Source organism: Spongiivirga citrea, assembly GCF_010671565.1.
In the GTDB taxonomy this organism is placed as follows: domain Bacteria; phylum Bacteroidota; class Bacteroidia; order Flavobacteriales; family Flavobacteriaceae; genus Spongiivirga; species Spongiivirga citrea.
In genome coordinates this window covers 646576-663031 of the sequence record NZ_JAABOQ010000001.1, presented here as the reverse complement: position 1 = coordinate 663031, position 16456 = coordinate 646576, and the positions used below count along the sequence as shown (strand labels likewise).

The window sequence follows — 16456 nt, the reverse complement described above, 5'->3', positions numbered from 1 at the left end:
ATTTTAGATTGTTTTATCCTTTTTTAAAACGTAGAAAGGAATATTTGCGGTAGCGTAATTTCCTTTAGCGTTTTTGATATAACTAAATATACGATACGGCCCTGGTTCACTTGGTGTCTTGAAGCTTATTCTAGTTGCGGTACTGTCTTGAAATTTAAAAACTGGTTTTGGTTTTTCTTCTACATCATGCCAGCGATAATACCAATTTTCAGGTAGTATTTCCCAAGAAATTACTGTATGTGAACCACCGTTTTCTTCGAGTACCAGTTCAATTTCTTTTGTTATTTCAGGCTGAAAGACAAGACTTTCGTTTGCTCCTTTTTTATCAATTAGTAGATATTTTATCTTTGGAATACTTTCCTCTTGTTTTGATTCTTTCCAAATACTTTCCATTGCTAAAGCTGCCTCTGTCTTTAGACTGTCATCTGAAAAAGTACTATACCATGTGTGTGTACGCTCTTGCTTTTTTCCCCAATAAAAGAAGATATCACCTAAGAATCTTGTATTGTCAGTATTAATAAATTGTTGATACCGCTCAACATACTGTTCCGCCTTTTTGGTACTAGTATCTTCAATTTGTGCACCCCAATTGGTATAACTTGCAGCTTCCCATGGTCCATTAATTCCCCATTCCGAAATAATAAAAGGACCTTTCCAAAATAAGGAGGTTTTATCAAGGTCATTTTCCATGTTTCCTAATCCTCCAAAGCTATTAAACGAGATGGCATCTAATGGTTCACACCAAAGCGCAATGCGCATAATCTGTATTTTGGATGAATTGGATATAGCCGTAGTGATTGGATGATTAGGATCGTTTTTTCGAATATTTTTAACGAGACGGTTGAAAAAAGAATAGAAGTTTTTACTTTTTGATCGCTTAGGAAATTTAACCTCATTACCAAGTACCCACATTAATAAAGCGGGGTGATCTTTATAAGTCTTTATAAATGCATCGAAGGTGTTTAGATTATTTTGAATGAAGGTTTCATCTTCGTAAAAATCGCACAATTCTCGTAGGCACCGCTGTATGGGCAAATCGACCATTACACTAAGATCATTTGCAGCTGCTTCATCGAGTATTTTTCTTAACCCCAATGTATCATATACTCTTATTGTATTTGCACCTGCTAAAGAAAGTTCATTTAAAAAGAGAGAATCGGTTGCTGCGCCCTTAATTTTAAAAGGCTTGTTGTTTTTTAACAATTGATATCCTGAAACTGTTTTTTCAATTCGGACTTTTCCACTAGCTATTGGCTCACTATCTTTTGTATAAGAAAGTAAAATATACGCCAAAGGAATAACTAGGGCGACTATAAAGTACCATTTTAAAAAACGGGTCCTAAAAATCATAACGCTAGGGGGATGTTAGCAATTATAAAAATAAGAACTTAAAATAATCCTTGACTTAATTTTTGGGTTTTAAGATTCAATTTCTATCATCGGCACATATTCTCCATTAACGACTTTTTAAGTGCGTGTTAATCGATAGAATTTACATTACATATATTTCTAATCATCCCACTAAAAATAAAAAAATGAAAAGGAAGCATACTGTACCAATATAAACGCCCAATAAGTCCTCGTGGTCTAAAAGTTGCCGTTTGGTGTAGCACATTGTTCTCATCAATATTAAATTCTAACCATGCTTCACCGGGCACACGCATTTCTGCAAAAAGGAGAAGCCTTTTGTTTTTTTTGTCAGCTAAAAGCACTCGCCAAAAATCTAGGGCATCACCCTCGTATATGTTGTTCGGGTTAGTACGCCCTCTTCTTAAGCCAACACCGCCTATTAGCTTATCTATAAACCCTCTTATCCTCCATAGCCAGTCGCCATAATACCAACCCTTATCCCCACCAATGCTCCAAATGTTTTTTAAAACCAATTCGGGTTTCTCTACTTTTTTTGTTTTTTCATCTTTCAAGCAGCCAAAAGTAGGTACTTCAACATACTTTTTTAATTCCTTTTTAAACCGGCCACTTATCATACTATCTTTCCAACTGCTAACGACACGATTTTGTTTTATTCTGGTAAAAGCCATTTCAATAGCTTCTGTATAGGTATGGGGCTCAATTTTTAAGATTTGTTGTAAGCGGGTATCTTTGGTAATCACCTCAATTTTCATGCTATCTACAAGATTTAGTGCAAGTTTGTATGAGGTCGAGGTAACGAAGTAAAGCCAATACGATGACAATTTAGGTGTCATCAGTGGTAGCGTCAAAATCCAGTTTTTAAAGCCTCTTGTTCTGGCATATAAATGAAGCATTTGTTTGTAGGTAAGGATATCTGGCCCGCCAATATCAAAAGAATCGTTGTAGCACTTTTCATTTCCTATTACTTCGAGCATAAAATTGATAACATCTCGAATTGCAATAGGCTGCGCTTTTGTCAAGACCCATTTTGGTGTAATCATAAAGGGTAATTTTTCACATAGATCACGAATTATTTCAAAAGAAGCACTGCCAGAACCTACAATAATGGCAGCTCGTAAAACAGTTACATTGTAATTACCTTCGTACAAGGTTTCTTCGACATTTTTACGAGACCAAAGGTGTTTAGAAAGATTTTTTTCGTTTACAATTCCGCTTAAATAGATAACTTGATTTACCGATGTATAACTCATGTACGTGTTGAAATTGCGTGCGGATACTTCTTCTTTTTGATCGAAATCGGTTGTAGATGAAGTCATTGAGTGAATTAAGTAATACGCTATATCAATTTCTGGTGGGATTTTATCCGGATCAGGCTCATCTAAAAAGTCTATTTCAATAACCGTTATTTTATTAAGTGTCTCTTGGTCTACAGATAGGCGTTTTGCATTTCGTACACAGCATATAACGTTATGCCCCATATCTAGTAGTCTTGGAAGTAAACGCATTCCAATGTAGCCATTGGCTCCGGTTAGTAATACATTCATATTCATTTGATTACGATCATAAATTACGAATAAATATCACCATTGAAAGAGGAGATGTCGGCTTTTTTTTGAGTTATTTTTTTAATGAATTTGTTAAGTTGATTGTTGGTAGGTTCAGCCTTTATCTTTATGAAATATTGATCCTTAAAAATGGAATATTCATCCGACCTGCCTTTATAAAGGGACAATTTGTAATATGGAATGACAAGTGCAAATGTTTCTAAGAGCGATCTAAATCGAACAATAATACCATTGGGGCGTAGCTCAATATTACAGGTATTGATGTATTTGTCTAAAATGAGTAGGTTATGAATTTCTATACTAGTCGATGTTATAAGTAATTTTGGCGAGCCAACACCTTTTAGTTTTAACCGCTCTTTTAATGTATAAGGCTTACCGACTTCTTGTTCAATTTGTTCTTTAATCTTGGGGTCATTATACGAAACGTTTAACAACATATAGCGCGTTTTTTTTATTTATAAAGATACCATTATATACACTCATATAAGCTATATTCAAAACATCATCAATTTCGGTTTAATAGTTATCTTTGCAGCCTTAAAAAAGAAGTTAATGCTGCAAGAAGTAATTACAAATGCAATAAAACAGTTAGTTAAAAATGATTATGATGTTACTATCGATGCTGTTGAATTTCAAAGTACGCGTAAAGATTTTGAAGGCGATATCACTGTTGTAATCTTTCAGTTACTGAAATATGTAAAAACAAATCCAGTGCAGCTAGGCGAAACCATAGGTGTCTATTTAAAAACAAATACCAATGAGGTCGTCGATTATAATGTGGTAAAGGGCTTTTTAAATTTGGTAATTGCTGATGGCTATTACCTTAATTACTTTAATCAAATACAGCAAGACGAGCAATTTGGTCATATAACTCCTGACGTATCAAACGGTGGGGTATTAGTTGAATATTCCTCACCAAATACGAACAAACCGCTACACTTAGGGCACATTCGAAACAATCTTTTAGGGTATTCGGTTGCTCAAATACAAAAGGCAGCCGGTAAGAAAGTTATAAAAACACAAATCATAAATGATCGTGGTATCCATATTTGTAAGTCAATGTTGGCTTGGCAGAAGTTTGGAAATGGAGCTACTCCAGATTCGGAAAAAATAAAAGGAGATAAGCTAGTAGGTAACTACTATGTTCGTTTTGATCAGGAGTATAAAAAACAAGTTGAAGATTTAATGGTCAACGGTCTACTTGAAGATCAAGCAAAAAAAGAAGCTCCTATATTGCAGGAAGCTCAAAAAATGTTGCGCAAATGGGAGCAAGGGGATGAAGAAGTAGTTGCACTTTGGAAAATGATGAATCAATGGGTATATGACGGATTTGATGTCACATACAAAGCCCTAGGGGTAGATTTTGATAGCTTTTATTATGAAAGTGACACCTATTTATTAGGAAAAGATGTAGTAGAAAGTGGGCTAGAAAAAGGGGTTTTTTATAGAAAAGAAGATGGCAGTGTGTGGATAGACCTTACTGATGATGGGCTTGATGAAAAGATTGTTTTGCGCAGCGATGGTACTGCTGTATATATGACTCAAGATATTGGTACAGCGATACAACGTGTAAATGATAATCCCGAGATAAATAGCATGGTTTATACAGTGGGTAATGAACAAGATTATCATTTTAAAGTCCTGTTTCTGATTTTGAAAAAACTTGGTTTTGGCTGGGCAGAAAATTTGTATCATTTAAGTTATGGTATGGTCGATTTACCTTCGGGTAAAATGAAAAGTAGAGAAGGTACTGTAGTAGATGCGGATGACCTTATTCAGAATATGGCTGAAACTGCTGGCGAAATTTCTAGAGAATTAGGCAAATTAGAGGATTATACTGACGCTGAAAAGTTAGCATTATATCAAACTATTGGTCTCGCTGCCTTAAAATACTATATATTAAAGGTTGATCCTAAAAAACGAATTTTATTCGACCCAAAAGAGTCTATCGATTTTCAAGGAAACACAGGTCCTTTTGTTCAATATACCTATGCACGTATTCAATCCGTTTTGCGAAAAGTGGACTATAGAGTAGCACCTATTGATACAACTATTGACATTGATCTAAAGGAAAAGTATCTTTTAAAACGCTTGGAACAGTACCCAGATGTAGTGCAACAAGCGGCGGCTCAATATAGTCCAGCATTGATTGCAAATTATACATATGATTTGGTAAGAGAGTTCAACTCATTTTTCCAAAATATTCATATTCTAGGAGAAAAAGATGCCCAAAAAAGAGCATTTAGAATTCAGCTTGCGGGCAAAGTAGGAAAGACTATTAAGCTTTCTTGCAGTCTGTTGGGTATAGACGTTCCTGAACGTATGTAATCTTTCAATTTTCACCTCACATTTTTTTTCGAAAACCTCTTAATTATAGGTAGGGTTTTATTGAAGCAAATTGTTTTATATGTACTAGCACAAAAAGTTAGTATTTATAACAATCTTATCAATGAAAGCAAGACCAAAAAATATTCAAAAAGTTACTTTATACAGCGAAACTTTTAAGCAGTTGGTGACTAAAGAGTACGAGCAAGGCTTGCTAAGTATCGAAGGACTTCGAAATAAATATGGTATAGACACCTGTCATGAGATATTGAGCTGGATTGGTCATTATACTAACAAAAGTTCTGTTTCGAACAGAAAACAATATTTAAATAAACTAGAAACGCAAATAGCCTTAAATAAGCACAAATTGCAATATTCATAAGGAAACACCTTGAACAAACCCATTTTTATAGGTTTGTCAAACTGGGAGACCTCGTCACTTTGTGGCGGGGTTTTTGCATTTTACAAAAGAACTAGGTAGGGTTTTTCTTGGACGAATTGTTATATAGTTGAAGACCTTTAGTTTTCGTTCTCTCCCAAACCTATTTCCTAATACAACAACATGACAACATGCTTGAGTATTGCACTCATGCAAACAACAATGACACAACGCAACATGCTTACAAAAAAATCAAAAGGCTCACGTATTTACAGCCAGGCATTTAAAAACAGAGTCATTCAGGAATATCAGAATGGGTTTTTAAGTATCGAAAAGCTACAGCGTAAATACGGAATTAAAAAAAGTGGGACGATTTTAAATTGGATCAAGGAAGATGGGCGTATCGAAATGATACATACGGCCAATAACTATCCTTTTAAAATACACTAGAAATTTAAGCGGAAACTTACGTTTGGAGTAATACCTAAAGACTTTTGCTCTACTTCTTGAACGTTATCTGATTGAGGTGTGTCAAGTCGATAATATATGTTTAAGGTATTGCGTCTGTCAAAAATATTTAATAAAGCTGCTCCTACAGTAGCTCTTAATCGGTCGTTAACATTAAACTTGTAGTTGGCCGAAAAATCTGTTCTCCAATAATCATCGAGATTGGCACCATTGGGGACATCATAATTAATGGTGTTGATTAACCCGCTTTCATTTATTTCATTTCCTGGTAGCGGTAAGGTATAAGGCCTACCTGTTCGCCAATTAGTCCCAAGTGCAAACCGGATTTTTTGCCAAGTATAAGTAGCTGCTACGGTAACTGCATGTCGCACATCGAGGTTATTTCTAAATTCACCAGGATCGAGATCGGTAAATTCATAATTATTTACATTATAACTATAACCTAACCAAGCACTAAAATTGGCTGCTTTTTTATTTAATAAGAATTCAACTCCCGAGAGGCTGTAACCACCTTCGAAACGGGCAAACTGATTTTGGTTTTGAAAGCCTTGGTTTGAGGTGGTGATTCCTGTAACATCTTTGTAAAAAGCACTTAGGGACACAAGCCAATTATTCTTGTTATAACTAAATTCAGTTGACGCTTGCTTGCTTTGCGTTATGGGTCTACTACCATCGTTAGATAGCTCCCAGCGGCGTTTCTCAACTCCTAAAAAATTATCCTGAAGGTCAATTTCCTGTGTTGCTGTCTGACTTTTCATTTCTGCACGAAGCTCTCCAGTTATTTCCGGAGAAAACTTGTATACAACATTAAGACGTGGTTCGATTACCAATTTTTCGAAATTGGAAAAATAATTTGCTCGAAGTCCAAGACGTGCAGCTAGATCTCCAGTTTCAGATGAAAAATTGTATTCACCAAAAACAGCATGATTTCTCAAAACATCTTTTCGAGTTTCGTTAAAACTAGGAATATTAATATCAGTTATATTGGTTACTCCAATTTCTGAAAAGTGATATCCTCCTGATAAGTAGACGCGCTCTCCTTGAAGATCATAGGTAGCTACTAACTTGGTTCCTGTTTCAAGTACCTCATTTAATTGAAGTAGACGTTGATCAGAAAATAGTGTAAAATTGAGCGCATCAAGATCGTAGTTTGTGTAGTAACCCGAAAGGGTAGTGGTGAGTCGGTCAGTCCATTTTGCAGTCCAATTTCCTCCAAAGGCTAAACTCTTTTGATCGAGAGAACTTTCTTTTTCTTCGTCAAACGGGTTTCCTGTTACTTCAGCCCGTTCTACATAGGTAAGTTTATTTGCAATATTAATAAAGCTAGCTCTAAACGAATGTTTATCATCAAGATCATATAATATTTTTGCTGATAGATCATAAAAGAAAAAAGTTTCTTCACCTTCTATATCTTCAACATCTTCATTTGTAGTGAGGTCGGTGATTTTCGAATCTTGAAAAGCTCTAGTGAAATATTGATCATAGGTCGGTGATCGTAAGAAATCGGTTGCCGATCTTCGTGCAGAAACCTGTGCAGAAAGCCCTTCTCTTATAGGAAGGTTAGCATACGCATCAGCACCAATAAAATTTATACCTCCACCGCCACTAAATTCTTCCTTAACGTCATTGTCGGTTTCCATTTTTATGACACTACTTACGCCATCACCATACTGTGCATTGGTTCCATTTTTAATGACTGCAATGTTATTAGTAACATAGGGGTTGAATGCCGATATTAAACCGAAGAAATGTCCTAGTTGAAACATTCTAATATCATCCCATAAAACTAAATTTTGATCATTTGTACCGCCGCGAATATTGATGTCCGAAATGGTTTCGTCAATACTTTTTACTCCTGGCAATGCCTGTATGGTCTGAAGCACATCTGGTTCTGCAAGACCAGGTAAAATTCCAAAATCATCAGGAGACATGCTAATTACGCCATCCTTTTGCTTTTGAATACCAACAGTTAAGAACTCGGTTAAGACTACTTCGTTAAGGGTTTCGTACTTTCTTTCTAACTTAATAAGAGGGCAATTGGTAAGGTCGAGTAGGTCTTTTGCGTATACCCCAACAGATTTATACCCAAGATAGCGAACCTCTAAAGAGTCCGTTCGCTTTATTTCTGAAAGTTTAAAACTACCATCTTCAATACTTAATGCTCCCTGGCTTTTGTTTACGACTACGATAGTAGCACCAAAAATACGGTCGTCATTTTCTGCATCGATGATCGTTGCACAGACAGTTAATTCTGGATTTTCACTAATAGCATAGTTGCCTTTTGTAAGCTCGTTAAACACAAGTTGTGTTTGGCTCGAAATGTTTTGGAGAAGTTTACTTAAGTAGGTTTTTTTTACGTCAAAAGCCCTAACATAAACATTATCAAGTGTTTCATCTACGTAAGTAAATGTAACAGAAAATTGCTGCTCTATTTGAGGAAGTACCTCAACGAGCAGCAATTTGTTGTTTTGTTTTAAGTCTTGCGAAAAACTTACCTGAAAATTATGTAATAAAAAGAGGAGTATTAATAGGTGCCAACTCCTACTTATTATTTTCTGCATATAATATTACCTTCTTATCTTGAATATCAAATATAAGATTTAAAGGAATACTGATGCTCTTCAAAGCTAAATTTACGTCGTTATTACTAAAATTTCCTGTGAAATTCTTATTCAAGTCTAAATTTTGAGTTTCAATAACGACATTATGCTGTCTTTCAAGCTCTGCAATTACAATACCTAACGGCATACTCTTGAAAGAACTTTCATTAATTGTCCATGAAGGAACTTGAGTTGTAGGCGACTCTTTAGAAACTACTTCACCATTTAATACGGTAAAGGCAGTTCCTGCAGGTAATTTTGTTACCTGACCTTTATGCGCTACACTTACTAAACCTTCGTAACATGTTACTTGGAATAGTCCTTCGCGGTTATTTACATTAAATTGCGTACCTAATACTGATACAATACCATCAGTAGTGACTACGTCAAATTTTTGTCCTTTTGCAACTTTAAAGAATGCCTCACCTTTAAGGTTTACTTCTCTGTTTTCATTCCAACTGTTTTTGTTGAAAGAAATTTCAGAACCGGCATTCACTATTACTTCAGAATTATCAGGAAGTGTAATTTCCGACATTTGAGCTAAATCTGTAGCTACTGAAGTATCAAGTGTATTAAAATATGTGTAGAAACCTACAGCAAGCACAACCACAGCTGCTATGCGTAAAATTGGTTTCCAAACATTCATTTTAATGACTTTGGTTTCTTTTTCTTCTTTAATCTGGGGTGTAGCAAGATAGTTGGACTTAAAAGAAGCAAATGCCGCCTTTTCATCAAAGGCTGGGGCTTCCAACTTATCTAATGTACTAATGATCTTATTATACGACTCGAACTCTGGAGTTTTTTGTAACTCCTGAAGCTCTGAGCTTTCTAACTCATCATTTAGCCATTTTGCTAAAAAATTATCTTTCATGGTAAAAATTTCTTAAACTTTAAACTTGTTTTGCAAACTATATAACACTTTTAAATCTCGTCGCAAACTCGAAATAATCTGGTGCTACATACATATAACAACTTGTTTTAAGTTTACCCTACCTCTTTTTCGAAAAAAAATTAAAAAATTTTAAAAAACTAGATTCCATCTATAGTTTCTCGCAATTTTTGGAGGGCTTTATGAATCCTTTTTTCTACTGCTTTTACTGATATATCAAGCATTTCGGCAATTTCTTTATATTTTTTGCCGTCAATTCTATTCATTAAAAAAGCGGTGCGCTCAGCTTCCGTTAATCTAGCTAGTGCCCGCTCTAATTTATCTTTATATTCTTTTTCTTCTAAAACATACTCAGGTGATTCGTTATCAACATTCTCACTTTGCTTGGCATATTTTAAAGCAATCTTCTTCGATTTAACATCATTCAAGAACAAATTGTTGGCAACCCGATACAAAAAAGCCTTTGCTTTATCGCTTGCAACCTTTTTACAGTTTTCCCAAAGCTTTAGAAAAGATTCTTGGGCTACATCGTTGGCTTTGTCTTCATCACCACACTTATAATATATGTATCGGTATATGGCTTTTGAGTTCGTCATATAAATATTTCCAAAAACAGCCTCTTCACATACATTAGGGATAACTACCTCACTCAAAATAAATCGTATTTATTGTAGAAATTATATTTAAATCTAGCCAAAATTAACGTTTTTGAGTGCATTTAGAGAAAACAATTTTTAAAATAGAAAATAAAGGTGGTAATTTAGGCACTAAATCAAATAGTATAGTGACATCTTATTTTATGATTAATCCCTCAAAATTTGGTATATATACAATAGGTGCGATTTTTTTGTTTTTAATTGGTTGTCAAGAAGATATACCGGATATAGAAGAGCGACCAGTTATTAGTTTAGAAACTATTACGGTAGATTCGGATCTTTTTACTTTCATTAAAAATACTTCTGCAAACGATGGTCGAGTTGATAACTTAATCGACGATTATAATTGTGGTGAGTTAGTATATCCCGTTACAGTGACTGTAAATGGAGAACAATTAACCTTAACATCAGATGATGGAATAAGCCAGGTTCAAGCCATTTTTGATCGTAGTACAGCTGATTATGATTTTGTGACATTTACGTATCCAATTTCATTTTTAAACGATGATCATACGATAGACACCATTGCGAGCGAGGCAGATTTCGATGCGCTAATCCAAGAATGTGAACGAGATTTTCAATTGGGAGCGCTTACTTGTCTTGATTTCACCTATCCTTTATTTATGATCACTTTTGATCAGGCAAAACAAACTTCTGATAATTTTAGACTAGAAACTGATAAACAGTTATTCGATTTCATGGTTGCTTTGGCTGCTGACAATGAAGGTTTAGAATTAAACCAACAGGAAATAGCTAGTTTATTATACCCGGTAGAGGTTACTTTAGAAGATGGCGAAATGCGAGATGTTGCTAATGGTACTGAGCTAGAAACGTTATTAGAAGCAATTGCAGCTGATGATTGTTTTACACCCGATGGGCTTATTTTAGATGATTCCGCCTTTAGAGCATTACTTGATGCAGACGACTTCGTTATTAAGAGTTATATAGAAGGAACCAATGATCGTACTGTAGAGTTTTCGACCAATAATGTGACCTTTAATACGGATGGTACCTTACAAGTTGATAATGGAGGAACAAATAGTTCAGGAAACTGGAGCTTAGAACGAGATTACAGTTCGCTAGAATTGGACCTTGATTTTAACGATACCACTTTAAACGGTGTATTTGATCGAGATTGGGATCTTATACAGTTAAACGACTTAGAATTTGATATCAGATTTAGAGATCAATTTTTGACATTACGAAGAGTCCGAGCTACTACTCCTCCCGAATTGAATACATTATTTGCTAGTGCAGGTTGGCAGGTTAGTAATTATACCACTGCAGCTAGTGGCGATCAAACTATCCTTTTCAATCAACGTGTTTTTACGTTTAGCTCAAATGGTGAACTTCGTGCTGCAATAAATAATGCTGGGGTAGAAGGCACCTGGCAAGTTACTATACGCGATCAGTTTGATTTGTCATTAGCGATGACGTTTGAAGATATACCTCCCTTTACACAAATAGCCACAAGCTGGCAGGTACTTAATTATAATGATGATCAAATAACCCTAGAACTTTTTAATGCGGGTACCTTAGAAGCTACCTTGGTTTTTGATAAATTGTAATTATAAATTACTGATTTCAAATGAGTTATTTATTTTTGCGCTTTTTTTATTAGAAAAAGAGGTAGGGTTTTTATGTTTATAATTGTCTTATAAGCATGAAAGCACAAACACGATTATTAAGCCCCCGAAAATTACGTCAAGAATCTAACTTTATGCTAAGTGGAATTGCACTTACCATGATAACAATCGTAGGATTGTTAGTTGCAACTACCGTTGCATAATTTCAAAAATAAGTTTTACAAGAAAGCTATTAATCCAACAATCTAGATTGGATTAATACACACAATTTACATTAGGTTTTTGGTTGGAAAAAAAGGTTGTATTTCTTAGGAAATGCAGCCTTTTTCATGTGCCTAATATGAATATTAAATCTATCGCTAGACATACGACACTTTACACTTTATCGATATAAGGTAGGGTTAAGTACAACCAAATTGTTTAATAGTAGATAGACTATGCCAAACTAGTGTTTTTAATACTATAATTAAAAGCATAATATTATGAAATGTAATACCCCCCTTAAAGCATTAATCTTCCTATTGCCAGCAATTTTGCTTTTTAGCAGTTGTCAAGCTGATAGTGATGGGCCCGATGAGACGAATATGCCTGAAGAAGGATATACGATCTCTGAAGAGGCAATTACTAAGAATGATCCTCTTGTAAATAATATTTTAAAGATTACCACAATAAATGGTAGCAGGGATGATGTGCTAGACTCCTTGTCGCAGGCAAAGGTTATATTTCCTGTCAAAGTATCGATGAATGGACAAACATTCACTGTTGAAAATAGAAAGGGCCTTAAAATTGCAGAGATTGTTGCTGAGTATTCAATCGAAGATGATGATAAAGTGTTTTTTGATTACCCTATAGACATGCGCTTTAACGATTTTTCAGTCAAAACAATTGAGAATGAAGAGCAATTAGTTACTGTAAAAGAGGAATACAAAAATAAGCCTGACTATAATGCGGTTAGTGGCGCCACTGTAATTTATCCAGTAAGTTTTGCCTTTTTTAATACTATTTCTAGAGAAAGAGGAATGATCTTGGTTAGGAATAACCGAGACATGATGAATCTACTTACAAATATGTTACAATCTGATGTGTTGGAAATTGAATATCCCATTTCGATACGGTCGGAATTTGAGGATAAAACTATAAGTATTATAGATAATGATCAGTTGACAAGTGAGATTAAGCTAATAAGTGATCAATATCAAGTACGACTGATAGCAGAGCCAGTTGGTACTGTAAACGTATGCCATGTTGGTGCTAACGGACGAACAGAACGCATTGTTGAAATAAGTACATTGGCAGCACACTTGCGACACGGAGATATTATAGGAGGCTGTCTATAGCAAGACGATTTAGATTGTTTAATTATAAACTACCCGAAATAAACTAATTGTAATTATAAAATGAATCCTGACGATTATTGTCAGGATTTTTTGTTAAAAATTATGATTGTTCCCGAGAACAAAAGAATTTCGAAAAAAGTAAAAAAATAGGGTAGGGTATTTGGTGCTGTAGTTGTTTTATATATGTAAACAAACAAGAACAAACACCAATTAAAAATGCCCCTTTTAATTGGCTAAGTTTAAAAAAATACAGAAACTGATTTTAGTGATGTTTGATCAGTTTTATATGAACAATTTACATTAGGTTTTTGGTTGGGAAAAAAGGTTGTATTTCTTCGGAGATGCAGCCTTTTTCATTTCACTGAGATCTTATTATTTGATTACACTTCGTTTGTGAAATAATAAGAGCCAAGTGGTCCCTATTGAGGTACGATCGTAGAGATTCTACGCATAATTTTGTTTAAAGCAATATCAATGTACAATTCTGTTTCAGATATTACATTTTCAAATCATCAAATCCCCTAATTTTCAAATTAACTGATTAACTTTGCAGCTTTCTATAAAATTGAATCAGTACAGATATGTTCAACAATCTTTCAGATAAATTAGATAAGGCTTTACATGTATTAAAAGGACATGGAAGCATCACCGAGGTCAATGTAGCAGAAACTCTTAAAGAAGTTAGAAGAGCATTGTTGGATGCTGATGTCAATTTCAAAATTGCAAAACAGTTTACGACAACTGTAAAAGAAAAAGCCTTAGGTCAAAATGTATTAACTACCCTTCAACCAGGACAGTTAATGGTTAAGATCGTAAAAGATGAGTTAACTCAATTAATGGGTGGTGATGCAGAAGGTATTAACTTATCTGGTACACCAACTGTTATTTTAATGTCAGGTTTGCAAGGATCGGGTAAGACAACTTTTTCCGGTAAACTGGCTAACTATCTTAAAACTAAAAAGACCAAAAAACCATTATTGGTTGCTTGTGATATATACCGTCCAGCGGCAATCAATCAGTTGCATGTAGTTGGAGAGCAAATCGGAGTTGAAGTATATTCAGAAGAAGGAAATCAAGATCCTGTTGCTATTTCACAAAACGCGATTAAGCATGCAAAAAGCAATGGTCATAATATAGTTATCGTCGATACCGCGGGTCGCTTGGCTGTTGATGAGGAGATGATGAATGAAATATCAAACATTCATAAAGCTATTCAGCCTCAAGAAACATTGTTCGTTGTTGATTCTATGACGGGTCAAGATGCAGTGAATACGGCAAAGACCTTTAACGATATTCTAAATTTTGATGGTGTCGTCTTAACCAAGCTAGATGGTGATACTAGAGGTGGTGCTGCATTATCCATAAAATCTGTAGTTAATAAACCAATTAAGTTTATTGGTACAGGTGAAAAAATGGAAGCGATCGATGTATTCTATCCAGATCGTATGGCCGATCGTATTTTGGGAATGGGAGATGTTGTTTCCCTTGTTGAACGTGCGCAAGAGCAGTTTGATGAAGAAGAAGCGAGAAAACTTCAAAAGAAGATAGCCAAAAACCAATTCGGATTTGATGATTTCTTAAAGCAAATTAATCAAGTCAAGAAAATGGGTAACATGAAGGACTTGATGGGTATGATTCCAGGTGCAGGTAAAGCTTTAAAAGATGTTGATATTGATGATGATGCTTTCAAACATGTCGAAGCCATCATTCACTCAATGACCCCAGCTGAACGTACAAAACCTGCTTTACTTGATGCTAGTAGAAAAAAGAGGATCGCAAAAGGTTCTGGTAGAACAATTCAGGAGGTGAATCAATTATTAAAGCAATTCAACCAAATGAGTAAAATGATGAAAATGATGCAAGGTGGGGGCGGCCGTAAGATGATGCAAATGATGCAGGGAATGAAATAAGTCTTCAGTTGGCAGTCTCCAGTTAACAGTGAAGATTTAAAATTTGGTAGCTATGGGATTTAAAACCTTAGTAGCATATCAAAATGCATTTGAATTGGCAATGGACCTCTTTCATAAATCGAAAGAATTTCCAGCTGAAGAAAAATATGACTTAACAAGTCAAATAAGAAGATCATCCCGATCTGTTTGTGCAGCAATTGCCGAAGCTTATCGAAAACGACAATATGAGAAGCATTGGAAAAGTAAACTTTCTGATGCTGATAGTGAAAATACTGAAACACAATTATGGCTAGAGTTTGCTCTTGCCTGTGAATATATTTCTAGTAAAGAGAAAAAGAAATTTGATAATCTGAGTTTAGAAGTGGGAAAACTTCTGAATTTTATGATTAATAATCCGGGTAAGTTTGGTTTGTAAACTGCGGACTGAAGACTGCCAACTGAAGACTTTTAAAAGATGACAATTTTAGACGGAAAGAAGACAAGTAATGATATCAAGGCCGAAATCAAGGTTGAGGTTGATAAAATGAAAGAACGTGGTGAAAAAGTTCCTCACTTAGCTGCAGTTTTAGTGGGAAATGATGGCGCTAGTTTAACCTATGTAGGAAGTAAAGTAAGAGCATGTGAGCGTCTTGGTTTCGAGTCTACTTTAGTGAAGTTGCCTAATACAACTTCTGAGATTGAGTTATTGAAGAAAATCCAAGAACTTAATGATAACGACGATATCGATGGATTCATTATCCAACTCCCACTTCCTCCACAAATTGACACTCAAAAAGTACTAATGGCGGTCGATCCTGACAAGGACGTTGACGGATTTCATCCAATGAATTTTGGTAAAATGGCATTAGATATGAGTACATTTATTCCAGCGACACCATTTGGTATTCTGGAATTATTAGAGCGTTATAATGTTGAAACCTCGGGAAAACATACAGTCGTAATCGGGCGTAGTCATATTGTGGGCAGACCTATGAGTATATTAATGGGTAGAAAAGGATTTCCTGGAAACTCTACAGTAACATTGACACACAGTCGAACAAAAAACATTACACAAATCACTAGTCAAGCTGATATTATTATTTCAGCTTTAGGAGTTCCAGGATTCCTAAAAGCCGAAATGGTAAAAGATGATGTAGTCATTATCGATGTGGGTATCACAAGAGTCCCTGATGAAACAAGAGAACGAGGTTACTATATCACCGGTGATGTCGATTTTGAGAATGTTAGTAAAAAAGCTAGTTATATAACTCCAGTTCCTGGCGGAGTGGGGCCAATGACTATTGCCATGTTATTGAAAAACACATTGCTCGCAAGAGAACGGCACAGATCCCTTAAATCAAAATAAACAATCACAAAACCCGAAGTATCTG

Annotated in this window: 15 protein-coding genes; 9 read left to right on the top strand and 6 right to left on the bottom strand. The window is 35.1% G+C overall.

What is annotated here, in order from left to right:
* Positions 1-3: 3 nt before the first annotated feature.
* From GWK10_RS03005 to GWK10_RS02995, 3 genes are all read right to left on the bottom strand, one after another.
* A complete protein-coding gene (locus GWK10_RS03005; protein WP_164029410.1) occupies positions 4-1350 on the bottom strand; it encodes a glycoside hydrolase family 2 TIM barrel-domain containing protein in 1347 nt (448 codons plus the stop codon).
* Positions 1351-1478: 128 nt separating this feature from the next.
* The gene (locus GWK10_RS03000; RefSeq protein ID WP_164029409.1) at positions 1479-2915 is read right to left on the bottom strand and encodes an SDR family oxidoreductase; all 1437 of its coding nucleotides are present in this window, start codon (positions 2913-2915) and stop codon (positions 1479-1481) included.
* 23 nt (positions 2916-2938) lie between these two features.
* On the bottom strand, positions 2939-3373 hold the full coding sequence (locus tag GWK10_RS02995) for a hypothetical protein (RefSeq protein ID WP_164029408.1): 435 nt from the start codon (positions 3371-3373) through the stop codon (positions 2939-2941).
* Between the two features lie 115 nt (positions 3374-3488).
* Here GWK10_RS02995 and argS point away from each other — a divergent pair, with 115 nt between their 5' ends.
* The 3 genes from argS to GWK10_RS02980 all read left to right on the top strand — a co-directional run bounded on the left by argS (position 3489) and on the right by GWK10_RS02980 (position 6090).
* Positions 3489-5264: an arginine--tRNA ligase gene (gene argS / locus GWK10_RS02990; protein WP_164029407.1), complete on the top strand. Its 1776-nt coding sequence runs from the start codon at positions 3489-3491 to the stop codon at positions 5262-5264.
* Positions 5265-5385: 121 nt separating this feature from the next.
* The gene (locus GWK10_RS02985; protein WP_164029406.1) at positions 5386-5643 is read left to right on the top strand and encodes a hypothetical protein; all 258 of its coding nucleotides are present in this window, start codon (positions 5386-5388) and stop codon (positions 5641-5643) included.
* A gap of 180 nt (positions 5644-5823) precedes the next feature.
* On the top strand, positions 5824-6090 hold the full coding sequence (locus GWK10_RS02980; protein ID WP_164029405.1) for a transposase: 267 nt from the start codon (positions 5824-5826) through the stop codon (positions 6088-6090).
* Here GWK10_RS02980 and GWK10_RS02975 read toward each other — a convergent pair.
* The 3 genes from GWK10_RS02975 to GWK10_RS02965 form a co-directional block, all read right to left on the bottom strand.
* Positions 6087-8669, bottom strand: a complete 2583-nt coding sequence (locus GWK10_RS02975) for a TonB-dependent receptor (RefSeq protein ID WP_164029404.1) — start codon at positions 8667-8669, stop codon at positions 6087-6089. The two genes, GWK10_RS02980 and GWK10_RS02975, sit on opposite strands and share 4 nt — an antisense overlap.
* Positions 8650-9579 (bottom strand): FecR family protein, encoded by a 930-nt coding sequence (locus GWK10_RS02970; protein WP_164029403.1) that lies wholly within the window; start codon positions 9577-9579, stop codon positions 8650-8652. The genes GWK10_RS02975 and GWK10_RS02970 overlap by 20 nt, the downstream gene beginning before the upstream one ends.
* Before the next feature lie 158 nt (positions 9580-9737).
* Positions 9738-10250, bottom strand: a complete 513-nt coding sequence (locus tag GWK10_RS02965) for an RNA polymerase sigma factor (RefSeq protein ID WP_394351625.1) — start codon at positions 10248-10250, stop codon at positions 9738-9740.
* Between the two features lie 59 nt (positions 10251-10309).
* Here GWK10_RS02965 and GWK10_RS02960 point away from each other — a divergent pair, with 59 nt between their 5' ends.
* From GWK10_RS02960 to GWK10_RS02940, 6 genes are all read left to right on the top strand, one after another.
* Positions 10310-11821 (top strand): hypothetical protein, encoded by a 1512-nt coding sequence (locus GWK10_RS02960; protein WP_164029402.1) that lies wholly within the window; start codon positions 10310-10312, stop codon positions 11819-11821.
* Between the two features lie 95 nt (positions 11822-11916).
* The gene (locus GWK10_RS18545) at positions 11917-12042 is read left to right on the top strand and encodes a hypothetical protein (protein WP_262886635.1); all 126 of its coding nucleotides are present in this window, start codon (positions 11917-11919) and stop codon (positions 12040-12042) included.
* A 279-nt stretch (positions 12043-12321) separates the two neighbouring features.
* On the top strand, positions 12322-13176 hold the full coding sequence (locus GWK10_RS02955; RefSeq protein ID WP_164029401.1) for a hypothetical protein: 855 nt from the start codon (positions 12322-12324) through the stop codon (positions 13174-13176).
* Positions 13177-13757: 581 nt separating this feature from the next.
* A complete protein-coding gene (gene ffh, locus GWK10_RS02950; protein ID WP_164029400.1) occupies positions 13758-15086 on the top strand; it encodes a signal recognition particle protein in 1329 nt (442 codons plus the stop codon).
* Between the two features lie 52 nt (positions 15087-15138).
* Positions 15139-15501 (top strand): four helix bundle protein, encoded by a 363-nt coding sequence (locus GWK10_RS02945; protein WP_164029399.1) that lies wholly within the window; start codon positions 15139-15141, stop codon positions 15499-15501.
* A 39-nt stretch (positions 15502-15540) separates the two neighbouring features.
* Positions 15541-16431: a bifunctional 5,10-methylenetetrahydrofolate dehydrogenase/5,10-methenyltetrahydrofolate cyclohydrolase gene (locus GWK10_RS02940; RefSeq protein WP_164029398.1), complete on the top strand. Its 891-nt coding sequence runs from the start codon at positions 15541-15543 to the stop codon at positions 16429-16431.
* Positions 16432-16456: the final 25 nt, after the last annotated feature.

Bases quoted from the DNA above. Each gene is read 5' to 3' on its own strand.
- GWK10_RS03005 (WP_164029410.1), bottom strand. From the start codon at position 1,350: ATGATTTTTAGGACCCGTTTTTTAAAATGGTACTTTATAGTCGCCCTA.
- GWK10_RS03000 (WP_164029409.1), bottom strand. From the start codon at position 2,915: ATGAATGTATTACTAACCGGAGCCAATGGCTACATTGGAATGCGTTTA.
- GWK10_RS02995 (WP_164029408.1), bottom strand. From the start codon at position 3,373: ATGTTGTTAAACGTTTCGTATAATGACCCCAAGATTAAAGAACAAATT.
- argS (WP_164029407.1), top strand. From the start codon at position 3,489: ATGCTGCAAGAAGTAATTACAAATGCAATAAAACAGTTAGTTAAAAAT.
- GWK10_RS02985 (WP_164029406.1), top strand. From the start codon at position 5,386: ATGAAAGCAAGACCAAAAAATATTCAAAAAGTTACTTTATACAGCGAA.
- GWK10_RS02980 (WP_164029405.1), top strand. From the start codon at position 5,824: ATGACAACATGCTTGAGTATTGCACTCATGCAAACAACAATGACACAA.
- GWK10_RS02975 (WP_164029404.1), bottom strand. From the start codon at position 8,669: ATGCAGAAAATAATAAGTAGGAGTTGGCACCTATTAATACTCCTCTTT.
- GWK10_RS02970 (WP_164029403.1), bottom strand. From the start codon at position 9,579: ATGAAAGATAATTTTTTAGCAAAATGGCTAAATGATGAGTTAGAAAGC.
- GWK10_RS18545 (WP_262886635.1), top strand. From the start codon at position 11,917: ATGAAAGCACAAACACGATTATTAAGCCCCCGAAAATTACGTCAAGAA.
- GWK10_RS02955 (WP_164029401.1), top strand. From the start codon at position 12,322: ATGAAATGTAATACCCCCCTTAAAGCATTAATCTTCCTATTGCCAGCA.
- ffh (WP_164029400.1), top strand. From the start codon at position 13,758: ATGTTCAACAATCTTTCAGATAAATTAGATAAGGCTTTACATGTATTA.
- GWK10_RS02945 (WP_164029399.1), top strand. From the start codon at position 15,139: ATGGGATTTAAAACCTTAGTAGCATATCAAAATGCATTTGAATTGGCA.
- GWK10_RS02940 (WP_164029398.1), top strand. From the start codon at position 15,541: ATGACAATTTTAGACGGAAAGAAGACAAGTAATGATATCAAGGCCGAA.